Source organism: Loktanella salsilacus (genome assembly GCF_024206795.1).
Classification (GTDB): domain Bacteria; phylum Pseudomonadota; class Alphaproteobacteria; order Rhodobacterales; family Rhodobacteraceae; genus Loktanella; species Loktanella salsilacus.
In genome coordinates, this window is record NZ_CP072994.1 from 2,582,116 (window position 1) to 2,599,203 (window position 17,088).

Here is a 17,088-nt window from a genome sequence, read left to right on the forward strand (position 1 = left end):
ATCACGGCAGGACTGGGGCGATGGCCTGACAATAAGGGGGTTTTGCAGCGCACTGATGCGGGGGGCGAAACAACCGGTGCGGGTCTTGCACGGACCGGTTGTTTCAATTTGTGTAGCCTTATCAACGCGAAGGCGTCAAAAAAGGGTTAAAGCGTCGCCGCCAGACGGGTGCCTTGGTCGATGGCGCGTTTCGCATCCAGCTCTGACGCGACATCAGCGCCGCCGATGACATGGGCAGGGATCCCGATGGCGGCCAGATCATCGGCAAGGCTGCGTTCGGACACCTGACCTGCGCAAAGCACGATGGTGTCGGCGGCGATCAGCGTCGGGTTTTCCCGCGCCTCGCCATAGCTGACATGCAGGCCATCTGCGTCGATACGCTCATAATTGACGCCGCCGATCATGGTGACATCTTTCATTTGCAGCGCGGCACGGTGGATCCAGCCCGTCGTTTTGCCCAGCCCTTTGCCGACCTTGGTCGCCTTGCGCTGCAACAGCGTGACCTGCCGCACGGGCGCGTCCGGCTCTGGCCCTTTTGGGGCCAAACCGCCGCGCTGCGTGCCGGGATCAGTGACGCCCCATTCTTCCATCCATGCGGGCAGATCAAGCGTCGGGCTGTCGCCAGTCACAAGGTATTCGGCAACATCGAAACCGATGCCCCCTGCCCCGATGATTGCGACCCGTTCGCCCACAGGCACCTTGCCGCGCAAGACGTCAACATAGTTCACCACGTTCGGCCCGTCTTGGCCGGGGATACCGGGATCACGGGGCAGCACGCCAGTCGCGACGATGACATGATCAAAGCCCGCCAGATCAGCCGCCGCGACACGGGTGCCAAGGCGCAGGGTGATATTCGAATTGGCGACGCTGGTGCGATACCAGTCGACAAGGCCGTGGAATTCCTCTTTCCCCGGCACCTGCCGCGCCATGTTCAGCTGCCCGCCGATATCGTCAGCGGCATCGAACAATGTCACGTCATGGCCGCGGCTCGATGCCGCAAGCGCCGCTGACAGGCCCGCAGGCCCAGCGCCGACAACGGCGACGGTTTGCGCCGCGTCCACGGGCGGCAGCGTCAGTTCGGTTTCATGGCATGCGCGCGGGTTCACAAGGCAAGAGGTCATCTTGCCGCCAAAGGTGTGGTCAAGGCAGGCTTGATTGCAGGCGATGCAGGGGGCAATCGTGTCGGCCTTGCCCGCAGCGGCCTTGGCCACGAAATCGGGATCGGCCAGGAACGGACGCGCCATGCTGACCATATTTGCGCAGCCATCGGCCAACACGTCTTCGGCGACCTGCGGCGTGTTGATACGGTTGGACGTGATGATCGGGATGTTCACCTGCCCCATCAGCTTTTTGGTGACCCATGCAAAGGCGCGGCGCGGCACCGATGTCGCAATCGTCGGCACGCGGGCTTCGTGCCAGCCGATGCCCGTATTGATGATGGTCGCGCCCGCTGCCTCGACCGCTTTGGCCAGTTGCACGACTTCGTCGAAGGTCGAGCCGTTGGGGATCAGGTCGATCATCGACAGACGATAGATGATGATGAAATCGGGGCCGACAGCCTCGCGCACGCGGCGCACCACCTCGACCGGCAGGCGCATGCGGTTCTCATAGCTGCCGCCCCATTCGTCGGTGCGCTTGTTGGTATGCGTGACAAGGAACTGGTTCAGGAAATACCCTTCAGAGCCCATGACTTCGACGCCGTCATAGCCCGCAGCCCGCGCCCGCACGCCAGCGGTAACCATATCGCTGATCTGCTTCTCAATCCCATTCGCGTCCAGCTCGATCGGCACGAAGGGAGAGATGGGGGATTTAATCGCCGAGGGCGCAACGCATTTGGGGCCATAAGCATAGCGGCCCGCATGCAGGATCTGCATCGCGATTTTGCCGCCCGCGTCATGGACCCGGTCCGTCACAATGCGGTGGTTGGCGATGTCGTCGTCGTTAAATAGGCCAGCGGCACCCGGAAACACGCCGCCTTCGCTGCTGGGGGCCATGCCGCCAGTGACCATCAGGCCAACGCCGCCGCGCGCGCGGGTGGCGTAGAATTCAGCGACGCGGTTCCAGTCGCGGGTTTCTTCTAGCCCGGTGTGCATCGACCCCATCAACACGCGATTTTTCAGCGTGGTGAAGCCAAGGTCTAGTGGCGACAAAAGGTGCGGATATTTGGTCATGTTGGTGGCCTCCCTGCGGTGCAATCTGACGAAGCGCGGCGGCGGCGTCACCCCCAACGCGGCGTCACTCTTCGGCGGCGGTTTCCACACAGTGACGGCGGAACGCGCGTTTCAGCATATCCAGCTCGTCGCGCAGCAGATCCATTTCCGCGCGGATATCTTCGGACAGCGCATCCCCGGCCAAAAAGGCGAAACTGGCCAGCACGGCATCTGTGGCCACGTCAGAGATCACAAAGGTCTGCACCCCGTCCGCCAGCCGCTGCATCGGCACTGCGGCCTCTACGTCCCATGTGCCATCGTCTTGCGCGGCAAGCGTCAATCCGGTGACGACTTCGCCCTTATGGGTCAGGATCAGCTTTGGCTCTGACGTGGCCCCTTTTAGGATGCCGTGCCAGACGCCGCCGATCAGCCGGGTTTTTGTCAGGATCAGGTCAGACATTGCGGCCCCTTTGGCTTAGATTTCGGCGCGCGGATAACGGCACATCGTCACATCGCGCAGGGTGATCTGGTTCATGGCCGGCCCTTCAAAGATCAGGTCCAGCCACGCTTTTTCGATCCGTTTTTCGTTCAGGTCGCAATAGGCGAGGTCGAATTCCACCACCGCCTCGCCGCGCGTGCGGGGCAATTCCTGCACCATGACTTCGGTGTTGGGACCGTGTTTGATGTTCAGGCGGGCGAAAATCTCGATCGGCTTTTCGACCTCCACAATCGTGTCAACGCGCAGGATTTGCTTGCGAGTCATCCCAAGGATCGCCTCTGGCGGCAGGTCCAGCACCAGCGACAGGAACGAGCCGTCAAAGCCGAACACGTCCAGCCGCATGCCAAAGGGGGCTAGGTCCTCTTCACGCGTATTGCGCAGCTGGCGCAGGGTCAGTTCGCTAACCTTGCAGTCATGGAACAGCGTGACTTCGTCGCCCAGTTCGGTGCGGCTGGCCACGGCAGTCATGCCCTTGCGCGGCAGCGGTCCGCGCCAGACCTGCGGGCGCCACGACCACAGCGTGCCGCCTGGGCGGGCAAAGGCGTTGGACCCGATGCGCGGCAGGGCAAGGCGGCTGTCCGCGACATAGATCAGTTCGGCCAGACGCGACGACAGACCGCGCGCCTGTTGGCGCTGGACGCGCAGGGCTTGCAGTTCGGCCGTCGGGGCCTTGCGCGCGGCACGCGACCAGCGGCGCAGCACGCGGGCGTGCAGCACTGCATTCATCACACCGTCGGTCAATCGCCCCATGTGGTTGGCCTAGCCTGTGTCAAAGTTGCTTTTATTCTATTTGGCAAATTGCACCGCGAAAGGGAACAGCCACCCGCGGTCACGTGGCCGAGGATGGCAAATCGTTGGCGCTGTGCAACGCCGTGACAACCGCATCCAGCAACGCACGCGATGCGGATTGCGACAGCGGCGCGTCTGTTAGCCCGCGCACCGTGATGGTGACAAGCCGTCCGCGCACGTCCGTAAACAGCCGCCACGCCTGTTTCTGCGTGCCGCTGATGCCGGGATCTGCGATGTCTTCGGTATAGACCGCGACGGTGTTGGGCGCAGTCTGCGTGACCCGCACCGCAATCGGTCCGCCAATGGCAGAGGCTGACAGCAGCGCCGCGCCCTGCGGCGTTTCCATGAAGGCGCCAAAGGCGTCCTCTTGCCCCGCAACAGCGCCGCTGCCGTCCGCGCCAACCTGTACCGTAATCAGCGCGATCAGGTCAGGATAGGCGTCGGTTTCATCCGCCGTCATCGCCGCGCAGGCCGCCAGCAGGGCAAAGCCCTGACGCGGCTTGGTGACGACAGGATCGACGCAATAGCCCGCTGGCCCCGTCAAGGTGACTGCGCCGGCCAGCCGCACCGTGGTGGTGGGCGGGCCGGACAGATCGGGCACCGGCTCGCAGGCGGCCAAGGCGGCCGCCGCGATGATGCCAAGGAACAGACGGTGCCACATAGACTTAAATGTCCATGTAGACGTGCTTTTCCGCCTTCGCGCCGGGATGGGTGACAGCGCCCTGACGGGCCCCGCCGACCAGCTGGGCAAACTTCCAGATGGCACCGGATTCGTACATCGTCGGACGCGGGCCTGCCCAAGCGGCGCGGCGCTTGTCCATATCCTCGTCCGAGACATTGACCGACAGCTCGCCGGTCAAGGCGTTGATCGTGATCAGATCGCCATCTTGCAGCAAGGCAATCGGGCCGCCGCGTGCGGCCTCTGGCCCAACGTGGCCAACGCAGAACCCGCGGGTCGCACCAGAGAAGCGGCCGTCGGTGATCAGCGCGACTTTCTTGCCCATGCCCTGACCGGACAAGGCTGCCGTCGTGGCCAGCATTTCGCGCATGCCAGGGCCGCCAGCGGGGCCCTCGTTGCGGATAACCAGCACTTCACCCTCTTTGTAGGTGCGCGCTTTGACGGCCGCGAATGCTTCTTCTTCGTTCTCGAACACGCGGGCGGGGCCGGTAAAGACCTGCTGCTCTTCGGTCATGCCAGCGACCTTTACGATAGCGCCGTCAGGGGCCACGTTGCCGCGCAGACCGACGACGCCGCCGGTTTTGGTGATCGGGTTGTCGATGAAGTGGATGACCTTGCCGTCGGGCTCGCCTTGGATCATGTCCAGCTCTTCACCAATGGTGCGGCCAGAGGACGTCATGCAGTCTTCGTGGATCAGGCCTGCTTTGCGCAGTTCCTTCATCACGACAGGGATGCCGCCAGCGTCATACAGATCCTTGGCAACCGCTTGGCCGCCGGGCTTCATGTCGACGAAATAAGGCGTGTCCTTAAAGATATCGCAGACGTCCCACAGGTCGAAATCGATGCCAGCCTCATGGGCCATTGCAGGCAAGTGCAGGCCAGCGTTGGTGGAACCACCGGTACACGCCACGACGCGGGCTGCGTTTTCCAGCGATTTGCGCGTGACGATGTCACGGGCGCGGATGTTCTTGGCGATCAGCTCCATCACCGCGTGGCCAGACGCCACGCCGTACTGGGCGCGATCCTTGAACGGTGCGGGCATGCCGGACGAGTTCAGCAGCGCAAGGCCGATGGCCTCGGACACGCAGGCCATGGTGTTGGCGGTGAACTGGCCACCGCAAGCACCGGCAGAGGGGCAAGCGACGCGTTCCAGAATCGCCAGCTGCTCGTCCGTCATTTCGCCGGACTGATAGCGGCCGACGGCCTCGAACATGTCCTGCACAGTCAGGTCGCGGCTTGCAAAGTCGGCGGGGACGTTCGCACCCTCGGGCACTTTGCCCGGCAGGATAGAGCCGCCGTACATGAATACAGATGGCACGTTCAGGCGGATCATCGCCATCATCATGCCCGGCAGGGATTTGTCGCAACCCGCAAGGCCGACCAGCGCGTCATAGCTGTGACCGCGCATCGTCAGTTCGACCGAGTCGGCAATGGCTTCGCGCGATGCGAGCGAAGAGCGCATGCCCTCGTGGCCCATCGCGATGCCGTCGGTGACGGTGATGGTGGTGAATTCGCGGGGCGTGCCGTGCGCTTCTTTGACGCCGCGCTTGACCGACTGGGCCTGCCAGTTCAGCGCGATGTTACAAGGCGCGGCCTCGTTCCAGCAGGTCGCGACGCCGACGAAGGGCTGGGCGATATCTTCTGCGGTCAGGTCCATGGCGTAGTAATAGGACCGGTGCGGCGCGCGCTCTGGCCCCTCTGTGACGTGACGGCTGGGCAGTTTGGATTTGTCGGGACGGTTCGTTGCCATGGAAAATGATCCTTTCGTGTTACGAACGGTCTAATTTGGCCGCCCCCGCGACACAAGTCGCAATGCAAAGTCTTGCGCGGGACACATCTGGCCGTCATGTCGGTCTGGACCAAGCGATCAGGACGCGCGATGCCATTTTATACCGATGCCCTTGCAGGTTTTGCCGCCCCTGCCCGCGCCCGCCCGGCCCTGTGGCGGCTTTTGCTGGGGCTTGCGCTGATTGTTGCGGTCTATGCCGCCGTGGTCATCGGTGCCTTTTCCAATGCTCCGCCGATGCCCGGCGATGTCGCGTGGGAGGGTACGACGACCCTGTCGATGTCGCTGATGATGGGCACCTTTGCGGGCGCATTAGCCGGGGCGGCGCTGGCGGCTTGGCTGCTACATGCGCGATCGCCGCTGACCCTTTTCGGCCCCCTGCCCCGCGTGATCCGCGATTTCGGGCTGGCCTTAGGCGTTTTTGCTGTCGCCCAAGGGCTGAACCTGTGCCTGTGGGCCTTTGTCTATGACGCGGTGCCCGTGCATTCGCTGACCCACGTGCTGTCGTGGCTCCCATGGGCCGCGCTGCTGGTGCTGGTCCAGACCGGCACCGAAGAGGTCGTGTTTCGCGGCTACATCCTGCAACAGCTTGCCGCGCGGTTTCGCAGCCCGCTGATCTGGTTCGCCCTGCCGCCGGTGCTGTTTGCCGTGCTGCATTGGGACAGCGCGACCAATGGATCGCTCAATCTGCTAGTGATCGTGATGATCGGCTTCACCGGCCTTGCTTGGGCCGACCTGACGCGGATCAGCGGCAACATCGGCGCGGCTTGGGGTTGGCATTTTGCGAACAACGCCTTTTTGATGATCGTGCTGGGCAATATGGGGCAGATGGATGCTTTTGCCCTGAACGCGACGCCCTATGCGATCACCGATATGCCGCCGCTGCCGATTATCACCGATCTGATCACGCAGGTTGGCGTCTGGCTGGTCCTGCGCCGCATCCTTATGGCCCGCGCATGAAGTCCCTGCCCGACGCCTATCTGCCGCTGCTGGCCTTTATCCGCCCCGCCCGCGCGCGCACGGATGTCTGGCGCGTGTTTCTCGTCTGGATGGGGTTCGAGGCAGGCTTTGCCATCACCCCGCTGCTTGTCTCTCCGTTCATTGATGACCGCTGGCCCGACGCCCTGCTCGAGGTGCTGAATTACGCGGGCTTCGGCCTTGATCTGATCATCATCCTTATTCTGGTGCGCCTGCTGCACAAACGCGGTCTGGGCAGTCTGATTGGCCCGCGCCCCGCATTCTGGCGCGATCTGCGGCGCGTTCTATTGGCGGTCAGCCTTGTGCTTTTGATCCAGCAACCCTTTGATCTGGCCGGGGATGCAGAGTTTCTGACGCGCGCGCCGCTCGGCCACTGGCTGGGCTGGCTGGCCCCGGCCTTCCTTGCCATCGCCCTGCAAGTCACCACGGAAGAGGTCTATTTTCGCGGCTACCTGACCCAGCAACTGGCCGCCGTCGATCTGCGCCGGCGGGTCTGGCTGGTGATCCCGTCGGTCTATTTCGGGTTTAGCCACCTGCTGAATGGCGCAGGGCTGGCCGAAGGCGCGCTTTGGGCCGTCTGGGCCGCTATGCTGGGCGCGGCCTGCGCCGATCTGACCGCCCGCACCGGCAACCTTGGCGCGGCGATTGGCCTGCATCTGGGCAATAACCTGTTTGCGGCCCTGATCCTTGGCTTTGCCGGACAGCCCGGCGCCGGTCTGACGCTTTTTGTGCTGCCCGAAGGGGCCTATATCGAAAACACCGCAGGCATCGCCGCGCTTTTGTCGCCAATGACGCTGGTCGATCTGGCCTATGCGGCATTAGGCGTGCTGGTGATGTGGCTGGCGGCGCGGGTCGCGGTCAGGGCCTGATTGCATTCGCGCGCGGCCCGGCCTAAATCAGTGCCGTAAGGTAAAAAGGTGTCGCATATGAACTGGATCACGAACTACGTCCGCCCAACGATTAACTCGTTGTTTTCGCGGCGCGAAGTCCCGGACAACCTTTGGACGAAATGTCCAGAGTGCGGCACCATGCTGTTCCACCGCGAACTGGCGGACAACCTGAACGTCTGCACCAACTGCGGCCACCACATGCCGATCACCGCCCGCGACCGGCTGACCGCCCTGTTCGACGGCGGCATTTACACCGAAGTGAAGGTGCCGGAACCAGTCACCGACCCGCTGCAATTCCGCGACCAGAAAAAATACACCGACCGCCTGAAAGACGCCCGAAAAAAGACCGGCGAACGTGATGCCATGCTGGTCGCCACAGGCGAAATCACCCGCACGCCCATCGTGGCCGCTGTGCAAGACTTCAGCTTTATGGGCGGATCGATGTCGATGTATGTCGGCAACGCCATCGTCGCCGCCGCAGAAGAGGCCGTGAAACTGGGCCGCCCGCTGGTGCTGTTTTCCGCCGCTGGCGGCGCGCGCATGCAAGAAGGCATTCTGGGCCTGATGCAGATGCCGCGCACCACGATCGCCGTGCAAATGCTCAAAGAAGCGGGCCTGCCTTACATCGTCGTGCTGACTCACCCCACAACGGGCGGCGTCACCGCGTCTTACGCCATGCTTGGCGATGTGCAGATTGCTGAACCCAACGCGCTGATCGGCTTTGCCGGGGCCCGCGTGATCGAACAGACCATCGGTGAAAAGCTGCCCGAAGGGTTCCAGCGCGCCGAATATCTGCTGGACCACGGCATGCTGGACCGCGTGACCAAGCGTACCAATCTAAAGGATGAACTGACGACCATCATCCGCATGTTGATGCAGCTTCCTCCCGCCGTTGCTGGCGATCTGCCCCCGCCGCATATCGACAGTCATGCGCTTGAGGGCGCAGAAAAGACGCCGGTAAAGCCGTGACGCAAACCTCTGACATCATCCTGACCCGGATGATGTCGCTGCATCCAAAGGTGATCGATTTGACACTGGACCGCGTGTGGCAACTGCTTGAACAGCTTGGTAATCCGCAGGATCGTCTGCCGCCCGTGGTGCATATCGCGGGTACCAACGGCAAGGGCAGCACGCAGGCCATGATCCGCGCCGGGCTAGAGGCGCGCGGCAAAAGCGTGCACGCCTATACCTCGCCCCACCTTGCGCGGTTTCACGAACGTATCCGGCTGGCAGGCAAGCTGATTGATGAAGCCGATCTGACCGCACTGCTGGACCGGGTGGAGCAGACCAACGGCGACGTGCCGATTACCTATTTCGAAATTACGACTGTCGCCGCCCTGCTGGCCTTTGCCGACACGGCCGCGGATTACACCTTGCTCGAAGTCGGGCTGGGCGGGCGGCTGGATGCGACCAATGTTGTGGACACACCCGCGCTGACCGTCATCACCCCCGTCGATCTGGATCACCAAAGCTTTCTGGGTGACACCCTGCCGCTGATTGCTGCGGAAAAAGCGGGCATCATCAAACGCGGCGTGACTTGCGTCGTCGGCCCGCAGCATGACGCTGCACTAGAGGTCATCGAAGACCGCGCCGCGCGTCTGGGTGCGCCCCTGCTGGCGCACGGTCAGCACTGGCAGGTCAGCGAAGAACGTGGTCGCCTGATTTATCAAGACGAGCGCGGGCTTCTGGACCTGCCCCTGCCCGTCCTGCCCGGCCCGCATCAGATCGGCAACGCTGGCATGGCCATCGCCGCCCTGCGCCACCTGACCGGCGATCAGGCAGAGGAGGCCTGCGAAGCCGCCGTGACCCGCGTCAGCTGGCCCGCCCGCATGCAGCGCCTGACGCAAGGCACCCTCGTCGATCTGGCCGCCCCGGCAGAGCTGTGGCTGGACGGTGGCCACAACCCTGCCGCCGGACGCATGCTGGCGCAGACGCTGAATGGACTGCCGCCCAAGCCGACCCATCTGATCTGCGGCATGCTGAATACCAAAGACATCACCGGCTACCTGACGCCGCTTGCGCAGCAGGCGATCACCCTGACCGCCGTATCCATCCCCGGCGAAACGGCAACGATCCCGGCGGATGAGACCGCGCGTATTGCGGCAGAGGCCGGCATTGCAGCCACCACGGCCCCCGACGTGCAGACCGCCTTGCGCGCCCTATCCGCCCGCGGCCCGGTGCGGGTGCTGATCTGCGGCTCGCTTTATCTGGCAGGGCATGTGCTGCGGCTCAACGGCAGCGGCGGGCCGGTTTAGCCCGACAGCCGCGCCCCTGAACACCGCCCTTTGCCTCGTGGCGCATTAACGATCTGTTAGGGTTTAGGATTCACAGGCACCGCGTATTTTGCTAGAACTACGCATCACCTCATCGGACCCCGATATGCCCCGCAACGCCGCCTGCACGACCCCGCTTTTTGCCGTCCTTATTGCAGCCTTTGCCCCCGTCAGCGCGACTGCGGCAAACCTGAATTTCTGCTGGATCGGCGCCGGCGGCTATACCATGACGGGCCGGATGCAGTTGCCTGACGACCAGATGCACGCACCTATCGTCACCCAAGACGATGTAACCCGGTTCAAAATCTCTGGCTATTATGAGGGCAAATTCCTTGGGGCCTGGGACATGTCGCAGGCCGCTGCGGGCACGACTTGGCACATGCGATTTGATCCGCAGCAAATGGCGTTTCTGACGGGCGGCAGCTTTCAAGGGCCGCATTCACAGGGCTGGAATGCGAATGGCGATGTGATCGACTGCGGGTCCCCCGGGTTTGGGTTTAACTCTGGCAATTACGCGCAGGATATCTGCGTCAACGGCACCTATATTCAGGCCAGCAGCATCGACCCTGCGACGCCCCTGATGGCGACGTTTTCGCCCGTCACGCCGGACTGCAGCACAGCGATTCTTACCAGCAAATCACCGATTCGCGAATCAGGGGATTGACCCCGAATCACCTCACACATTAAGGTCTCATCAACCAAAGAAGAGAACGGGTGGATCAACCACCGCATCCTTCGGCGAGCAGGGGCAGGGAAAAAAGGCAGGTCATTTGACCTGCCTTTTTTACATCCCGACATTGATCTGGTTAAGTGTCCGTAATCACGTAGAATTTACCTCAGGCCGTTTCATCCACGCCCCAACCCTCGGCTTGCATCTCGCGCAAGCGGCTTGCGGTGCGCTCGAACTCGAACGACCCTTCGCCTTCGCGGTACAAAAATTCTGGCGCGGCCGCGGCAGAGCAAATCAGCCGGGTCTTCGCCTCGTAAAGGGCATCAACAAGCGTCACAAAGCGCTTTGCCTCGTTGAAATTGTCGCGGCCCAGGGACGGAATGTCCTCTAGGATCAACACCCGCACCGCGTCGGCCAGCGCAAGGTAATCAGCCGCCCCCAGCGGCCTGCCGCACAGGTCAAAGAAACTGGCCCGCGCCACGCCGTTATGGAACTGCGGCAGCACCACATCGCGGCCCTTGATCCGCAGGGTCAGCGGTTCACTGATCCCATGGCTAATATCGTCCCAGATCGCCTTGATCCGCGCGCGCGCGTCGGCGTCGGCGGGGGTGAAATAGGTCTCTGTCCCGGCCAGCCGCCCTTGGCGATAATCCGTATCGGCGGCCAGCTCGTGCACCACCATCCGGTCCTTAAGTAGGGCAATGAAAGGCAGGAACAGCTGCCGGTTCAGACCATCCTTATACAGATCATCAGGGGGCCGGTTTGACGTCGTGATCACCGTGACGCCAGCGGCGAACAGCGCCTCGAACAGGCGGCCCACGATCATCGCGTCGGTGATGTCGGTGATCTGCATCTCGTCAAAGGCCAGCAGGCGGATGTCGGCGATCAGCTTAGCGGCGACGGGTTTAATCGCGTCATTCACGCCTGTCTTGCGCGCCTCGGCGATTTCAGCGTGGACCCATTGCATGAAGGCGTGGAAATGCTGGCGCCGCTTAGGCACGTCGATCTGCGCATAGGCCAGATCCATCAGCATTGATTTGCCGCGCCCCACGCCGCCCCACATATAAAGCCCCGGCACCGGCGGCGGCGCTTTGCGGAACAGCCCCGTCTTGACCGGCGCGGCCAGCGCGGTGCGGATGCGGTCAAGTTCGGGCAGCACGCCCTGCTGCGCGGGATCGCGGGTCAGGCGGCCTTCGGTTACGGCGGCCGCGTAGGCCTCGGTCACTGTCATATTCTGGCGCATATTTTGGGGCATATTCATGGGGCATGACTTAGGGCCTGCGCGTGCGATTGACAATTCGCGCGGCGCGACTTCAACGTGGCCCATGGAACAGCGCACGCCCTTGATTAATCCGGTCCTGATTGCAGGCTGCGTCATCATCATGACAGGCTTTGCGATCCGGGCCTCCTTTGGTGTCTTTCAGATCCCGATTGCGACCGAATTCGGCTGGCCAAGGGCAGAGTTCAGCCTTGCGATCGCGATCCAGAACCTTGCTTGGGGTTTCGGCCAGCCGTTCTTTGGCGCGATTGCCGAACGCATGGGCGACCGCAAGGCGATCATCCTTGGCGCGTTGTTCTATGCCATCGGCCTTGTGCTGTCAGCCGGGGCGACGACACCGCTCGCGGCGCAAATGACGGAAATTCTGGTTGGTTTTGGTATCGCGGGCACAGGCTTTGGCGTTATTCTGGCCGTCGTGGGCCGCGCGGCAAGTGACGACAATCGGTCCATGGCGCTTGCCGTCGCAACAGCGGCGGGATCGGCGGGGCAAGTCTTTGGCGCGCCGCTGGCGGAATTTTTGCTAACGCTGATGTCGTGGCAGTCGGTCTTTGTCGTCTTCGCCGCGCTGATCCTGTCATCGCTGGCCGTGCTGCCGATGATGCGCAGCCCTGCCCCCGCATCCAAGGCAGAGCTTGAGGAAAGCATGGGCACGATTTTGACCCGTGCCCTGCGCGATCCGTCCTTTACGATGATCTTTGTCGGGTTCTTTTCCTGCGGCTATCAGCTTGGCTTTATCACCGCCCATTTTCCCGCCTTCATCACCGAGATTTGCGGGCCGATCATGGCCGGCGGCATCCTTGCCGGGCTTGGGATTACCACGACAAGCACCTTGGGTGCCGTTGCGATTTCGCTGATCGGTCTGGCGAATATCGGCGGCACCTTGATGGCAGGCTGGGCAGGTAAGCGGTTCCCGCGCAAATATCTACTGGCGGGCATCTATACCGCGCGCACGGTCGTTGCGGCGGCATTTATCCTGATGCCGATGACACCTGCGACGGTCATCATCTTTAGCCTCGCGATGGGCAGCCTGTGGCTAGCCACGGTCCCGCTGACCTCTGGCCTTGTCGCGCATCTGTACGGGCTGCGTTACATGGGCACGCTGTATGGCATCGTCTTTTTCTCGCACCAAGTGGGCAGTTTTATGGGCGTCTGGCTGGGCGGGCGGCTGTATGACGCCTTTGGCAGCTATACAGCCGTGTGGTGGATCGGCGTGGGCGTAGGCGCCTTTAGCGCCATCGTCCACCTGCCGATCCGCGAACGCCGGATAGACCTGGTGCCCGCCTAGTCCTTTTGGCGCAGGATATTCACGATCTCTGCCGCATGGCTGCGGGGCAAGGCATGTCCCGCGCCCGGCACCACATCCTGCACCGTATTGCGGTTCCACTGCGCCATAAGCCCCAGCGCCTGTAGCGGGATCGCCTGATCCTGACCGCCCCAAATCGCGGTGACGGGAATATCCTCTCGTCCGATAGTGCGCAGCGCATCCTCTTGGCTTTCCATCAAGAAATGCCGCCGGCTGGACAGCACGGCCGCCAAATAGCCGCGCTGGTTCAGTTGTGCACGCTGCATGGCCTCTAGCGGATTGCCCGGCGCGATGTCTGCCAGCACCCGGTTTGCGCCAAAGGTACCGACCAGCCAATCGCCGAGGACAGGCACGCGGCGGGCGATCTGCCAAAAGGACGATTCATTGATCTTCAGCCCCGCACTGGCCAGCAGCACCAGCCGCCCCACCCGGTGCGGCTGCGCCGCGGCAAAGGCGGACACGATCGCGCCCCCCATGGAATAGCCCATCAGGGTCACGTCATCGCCGATGTTCTGATCCGTCAGCACATCATCCAGCTGGCGCAGGAAAAACGCCGTATCCTGCGGCCCGCGCACAGCGTCCGACAGCCCGCGCCCATACAGATCATAGGCCAGCACGCGGTAACCCAGCGCGCCCAACTCTTCTGCCAAGGCATCATAGACCTGCGAAGGCGTGGTCAGCCCATGCACAGCCACAATCACCGGGCCGCGCACTGGGCCATACCAGCGAATATAGGTCTCGCCCTGCGTCAAGGTCGCCATCTGGCCAGGGGCTGCTTTGCGGGCGGCGTCGCTGGCCGGTTGGCGCTTGGATTCGTAATAGATCGGCAGAAAGGCAAAGACGGCCAGAAGCCCCAGAATAAAGGCGGCGATCATGATGCAGCCCGCCCGGATTGCGTGTTGGGAAGGATGAAATCAAGCATCAGCAACAGCCCTTAAAATGTAATCGGCCGTCATCAGGTCCAGATGCGCGCCGCCGCCATTCTTGAATAGGGTAATTTCGTCATCTGTGCGGCGCTGAAAAGACGACAATTCGTAGTAATCCGCGATCACATGGGCGGGGGTGATGACGCCGCTGGCCAGCGGTGCCTTCAATTCCCCAATGTGTTCCATCGTGGTGTGGCGGTTGTCGACAAAGACGCGCGATTTTAGGATCGCGGCATCATCAGCTTCGCGCATGTCAGGACGGTAGGCACCAATCAGGTCGATATGCTGCCCCGGTTGCAGCCAGTCGCCCATGATGATCGGCACCGTCGACATGGTGGCGCTGGTAACGATGTCGGCGGCGCGCACCGCCGTTTCCAGATCGCTTGCGACCTGCACACCGGGGTTTTGCGCCGCGAACGTCTCTGCGCCAGCAGGCGAGCGGTTCCAGACGGTAAACTTTGCATCCGGAAAGGCTGCGCCGTAGGCGGCCAGCAGGCTGTGCCCCACGGTCCCTGCCCCGACAATCAGGATGTTGCGGCTATCAGGCCGCGCCAGACGCCGCGCCGCCAGCAGACTATCGCCCGCTGTCTTCCACTTCGTCACCAGCGCGAAATCAAGGATCGCCTGCAGGCTGCCATCATCATCCGACATCAGGTTGACCGCGCCGCCGACCATCGGCTTGCCCTTTGCCGGGTTGCCGGGGAAAATTGTCGCCGCTTTGACCAGCACCCCCATCCCCGCGATCCATGCGGACCGGTTCAGCAGGGTGTTGTCACCCTGATACAGGAACACATCCTCGACCTTAGCAGGCGGCAGATCATGTCCGGCGGCCAGTGCGTCCGTCAGCGCCAGCCAATCCAGATGCTGCTGCGCTTCAAAGGGGATCGTGCGGGTCATTGTGCCTGCTCCTGCGTCAGCAGACCCTCTGCCACCAGCCGCGCGGCAAAGGCCGCCGGGCCGTCGAACAGATGTGTCTGCCAACCGCGCGCATCAGCGGCGCGGATATTGTCGATGCGGTCGTCGGTGAACAGCAGGCCCTTCGGATCGGTGCCACAATCATCCTCTAGCATCTGGTAAATTTCTGCGTCCGGCTTGATGACGCCCATATGGCCAGAGATATAGCGGCGGTCGAAATCTTTCAGGAACGGATAGCGCTCCTCGGCAATCTCGAAGGTCTGGATGCCAAAGTTCGACAGCGCAAAACACGGCACGCCATCCGCGCGCAGGGCATGCAGCAGGCGCACAGAATGGGGGATCGACGGGCTGGCCATATCGGCCCAGTTGTCGTGCCACATCATGATTTCGGCGTGATATTTGGCGTTTGCAGCGGCAAAATCTGTGACCGCGTCGATGAACGTCTCGCCCCGGTCCACGCCGTCGTTCATGCCGTGCAAGTCTAGGGCTGCGAACATATCGCGGCGACGCGCCTCGCCGACTTGGGCGTCATAGAAACGCTCTGGCTGCCATTCGATCAGGACATTGCCGATATCGAACACGACGGCTTTGACGGTGGCGGTGACGGGCATGGGTTATCCTTTGGCTGCGCGCAGCGCGCGTTCGAGGGCGTCAAGAAAGCGGGATCGGTCGGCCTTGGAAAACGGCTTGCCGCCGCCTTGCCGAAACGGATCGGCGGCGCGCATATCGGCCATCAGATCGCGCGTGGCCAGCACGTTGCCGATATTCGCGGTCGTCAGCGGCTCGCCGTTATGTTTCAGCACCTGCGCGCCATTTTCAACGCAGCGGGCGGCCAACGGGATGTCACCGGTGATGACGACATCGCCTTTTGTGGCGCGGTCCGCGATCCACATATCGGCCACGTCAGGCCCGTCCGGCACCACGATGGTCTGCACGAGCGGATTGGGCGACGGACGAATGCCGCCGTTTGATACGACAAACATCTGCACCTTGTGACGGGTGCCGACGCGTTCAATTTCCGCCTTTACCGGGCAAGCATCCGCGTCGACGTAAATCATGTGCGCCCCTTCGTGCCGACGATCATGCGTAAAGCGCCTGCGCATGAAAATCGACATGCTCTTCGATAAAGGACGCGATGAAGAAATAGCTGTGATCGTAACCCTTTTGTAAACGGATCGTCGCATCCTGACGGCGCTGCGCACAAGCAGCGGCAAAGTCGGAGGTGTTGAGCAAATCATAAAACTGATCGTCCGTGCCCTGATCCACCAGAAGGGGTCCATCAAAGCCTTTGGATTGCATCAGCAGGGTCGCATCATGCCCCGTCCAATCCGCATCCGCGCCCAGATACCCCGTGAACTGTTTGCGCCCCCAATCCGACGCCGCCGGGTGGCAGATCGGCGAGAAAGCAGAGGCGGAACGATAGCGCCCCGGATGCTTCATCGCGAGCGTCAGAGCGCCATGCCCGCCCATGGAATGGCCCGTGATGGCTTGGCGGTCCATATCCAGCGGAAACTCTGCCGCCAACAGATCGGTCAGATCGCGGGTGATATAGGATTCCATCTGGAAATGCGGTTTCCACGGGTCTTCGGTCGAGTCAATATAGAACCCGGCGCCCTGCCCCATGTCATAAGCGTCGTCATTCGCCACGCCTTCCCCGCGCGGGGATGTATCGGGGAACACGACCGCAATACCCTGCGCCGCGCACCATTGCTGGGCACCAGCCTTGGTCATGGCGTTTTCATGCGTGCAGGTCAGGCCGGATAGAAACCACAGCAGCGGCACTGGGCCAGTGGCGGCTTCCTCTGGCAGGAACAGGGCAAAGGTCATGTCGGTGCCCGTGGCCGCGCTGGCGTGGGTGTAAACGCCTTGGGTGCCGCCAAAGCAGCGGTTTGTGGATTTGGTTTCCATGGCAATCGCCTCTCAACTGGTCGCTTTAGGGCTACCGCAGTCC

The 17,088-nt window shown here is 62.5% G+C and carries 17 protein-coding genes; 6 read left to right on the forward strand and 11 right to left on the reverse strand.

Going from position 1 to position 17,088, the window contains the following annotated elements; genetic code table 11:
• Positions 1 to 146 precede the first annotated feature (146 nt).
• The 5 genes from KBW81_RS12570 to ilvD all read right to left on the reverse strand — a co-directional run bounded on the left by KBW81_RS12570 (position 147) and on the right by ilvD (position 5,867).
• Positions 147 to 2,171 carry an NADPH-dependent 2,4-dienoyl-CoA reductase gene (locus tag KBW81_RS12570; RefSeq protein WP_254247400.1) on the reverse strand — a complete coding sequence of 675 codons (2,025 nt, stop codon included), beginning with the start codon at positions 2,169 to 2,171 and terminating at the stop codon, positions 147 to 149.
• Positions 2,172 to 2,235: 64 nt separating this feature from the next.
• Positions 2,236 to 2,610, reverse strand: a complete 375-nt coding sequence (locus KBW81_RS12575) for a hypothetical protein (RefSeq protein ID WP_090187035.1) — start codon at positions 2,608 to 2,610, stop codon at positions 2,236 to 2,238.
• 15 nt (positions 2,611 to 2,625) lie between these two features.
• Positions 2,626 to 3,399, reverse strand: coding sequence for a DUF6478 family protein (locus KBW81_RS12580; RefSeq protein ID WP_254247401.1), 774 nt, complete (start codon positions 3,397 to 3,399; stop codon positions 2,626 to 2,628).
• Positions 3,400 to 3,478: 79 nt separating this feature from the next.
• Complete coding sequence (locus KBW81_RS12585; protein ID WP_254247402.1) at positions 3,479 to 4,099, reverse strand: dihydroxy-acid dehydratase; 621 nt, start codon at positions 4,097 to 4,099, stop codon at positions 3,479 to 3,481.
• Positions 4,100 to 4,103: 4 nt separating this feature from the next.
• Positions 4,104 to 5,867, reverse strand: a complete 1,764-nt coding sequence (gene ilvD, locus KBW81_RS12590) for a dihydroxy-acid dehydratase (protein WP_090187042.1) — start codon at positions 5,865 to 5,867, stop codon at positions 4,104 to 4,106.
• Positions 5,868 to 5,996: 129 nt separating this feature from the next.
• Between ilvD and KBW81_RS12595 the strand changes: the two genes are divergently transcribed.
• The 5 genes from KBW81_RS12595 to KBW81_RS12615 all read left to right on the forward strand — a co-directional run bounded on the left by KBW81_RS12595 (position 5,997) and on the right by KBW81_RS12615 (position 10,708).
• A complete protein-coding gene (locus KBW81_RS12595; RefSeq protein ID WP_254247403.1) occupies positions 5,997 to 6,863 on the forward strand; it encodes a CPBP family intramembrane glutamic endopeptidase in 867 nt (288 codons plus the stop codon).
• Positions 6,860 to 7,750 (forward strand): CPBP family intramembrane glutamic endopeptidase, encoded by an 891-nt coding sequence (locus KBW81_RS12600; RefSeq protein WP_254247404.1) that lies wholly within the window; start codon positions 6,860 to 6,862, stop codon positions 7,748 to 7,750. Before KBW81_RS12595 ends, KBW81_RS12600 begins: the two co-directional genes overlap by 4 nt.
• Before the next feature lie 57 nt (positions 7,751 to 7,807).
• Positions 7,808 to 8,740, forward strand: a complete 933-nt coding sequence (gene accD / locus KBW81_RS12605; RefSeq protein WP_254247405.1) for an acetyl-CoA carboxylase, carboxyltransferase subunit beta — start codon at positions 7,808 to 7,810, stop codon at positions 8,738 to 8,740.
• A complete protein-coding gene (locus tag KBW81_RS12610; protein WP_254247406.1) occupies positions 8,737 to 10,026 on the forward strand; it encodes a bifunctional folylpolyglutamate synthase/dihydrofolate synthase in 1,290 nt (429 codons plus the stop codon). Before accD ends, KBW81_RS12610 begins: the two co-directional genes overlap by 4 nt.
• Positions 10,027 to 10,150: 124 nt before the next feature.
• A complete protein-coding gene (locus tag KBW81_RS12615; protein ID WP_090187056.1) occupies positions 10,151 to 10,708 on the forward strand; it encodes a hypothetical protein in 558 nt (185 codons plus the stop codon).
• A gap of 172 nt (positions 10,709 to 10,880) precedes the next feature.
• On the opposite strand, the gene zapE is transcribed toward KBW81_RS12615, so the two are convergent.
• Positions 10,881 to 11,945 (reverse strand): cell division protein ZapE, encoded by a 1,065-nt coding sequence (zapE, locus tag KBW81_RS12620; protein ID WP_254249064.1) that lies wholly within the window; start codon positions 11,943 to 11,945, stop codon positions 10,881 to 10,883.
• 94 nt (positions 11,946 to 12,039) lie between these two features.
• Between zapE and KBW81_RS12625 the strand changes: the two genes are divergently transcribed.
• Entirely contained in the window at positions 12,040 to 13,278 is a 1,239-nt protein-coding gene (locus tag KBW81_RS12625; RefSeq protein WP_090187058.1) for an MFS transporter, read from the forward strand.
• On the opposite strand, the gene KBW81_RS12630 is transcribed toward KBW81_RS12625, so the two are convergent.
• Genes KBW81_RS12630 through fghA form a run of 5 tightly spaced genes read right to left on the reverse strand, consistent with a single transcriptional unit; the run spans position 13,275 to position 17,045 of the window.
• Positions 13,275 to 14,171: an alpha/beta fold hydrolase gene (locus KBW81_RS12630; protein ID WP_090187062.1), complete on the reverse strand. Its 897-nt coding sequence runs from the start codon at positions 14,169 to 14,171 to the stop codon at positions 13,275 to 13,277. The two genes, KBW81_RS12625 and KBW81_RS12630, sit on opposite strands and share 4 nt — an antisense overlap.
• Before the next feature lie 39 nt (positions 14,172 to 14,210).
• Complete coding sequence (locus KBW81_RS12635; RefSeq protein ID WP_254247407.1) at positions 14,211 to 15,119, reverse strand: ornithine cyclodeaminase family protein; 909 nt, start codon at positions 15,117 to 15,119, stop codon at positions 14,211 to 14,213.
• On the reverse strand, positions 15,116 to 15,748 hold the full coding sequence (locus tag KBW81_RS12640) for an HAD family hydrolase (protein ID WP_254247408.1): 633 nt from the start codon (positions 15,746 to 15,748) through the stop codon (positions 15,116 to 15,118). The genes KBW81_RS12635 and KBW81_RS12640 overlap by 4 nt, the downstream gene beginning before the upstream one ends.
• Positions 15,749 to 15,751: 3 nt before the next feature.
• Entirely contained in the window at positions 15,752 to 16,195 is a 444-nt protein-coding gene (locus tag KBW81_RS12645) for a YaiI/YqxD family protein (RefSeq protein WP_090187069.1), read from the reverse strand.
• A gap of 22 nt (positions 16,196 to 16,217) precedes the next feature.
• Positions 16,218 to 17,045 (reverse strand): S-formylglutathione hydrolase, encoded by an 828-nt coding sequence (gene fghA / locus KBW81_RS12650; RefSeq protein ID WP_254247409.1) that lies wholly within the window; start codon positions 17,043 to 17,045, stop codon positions 16,218 to 16,220.
• Positions 17,046 to 17,088 lie beyond the last annotated feature (43 nt).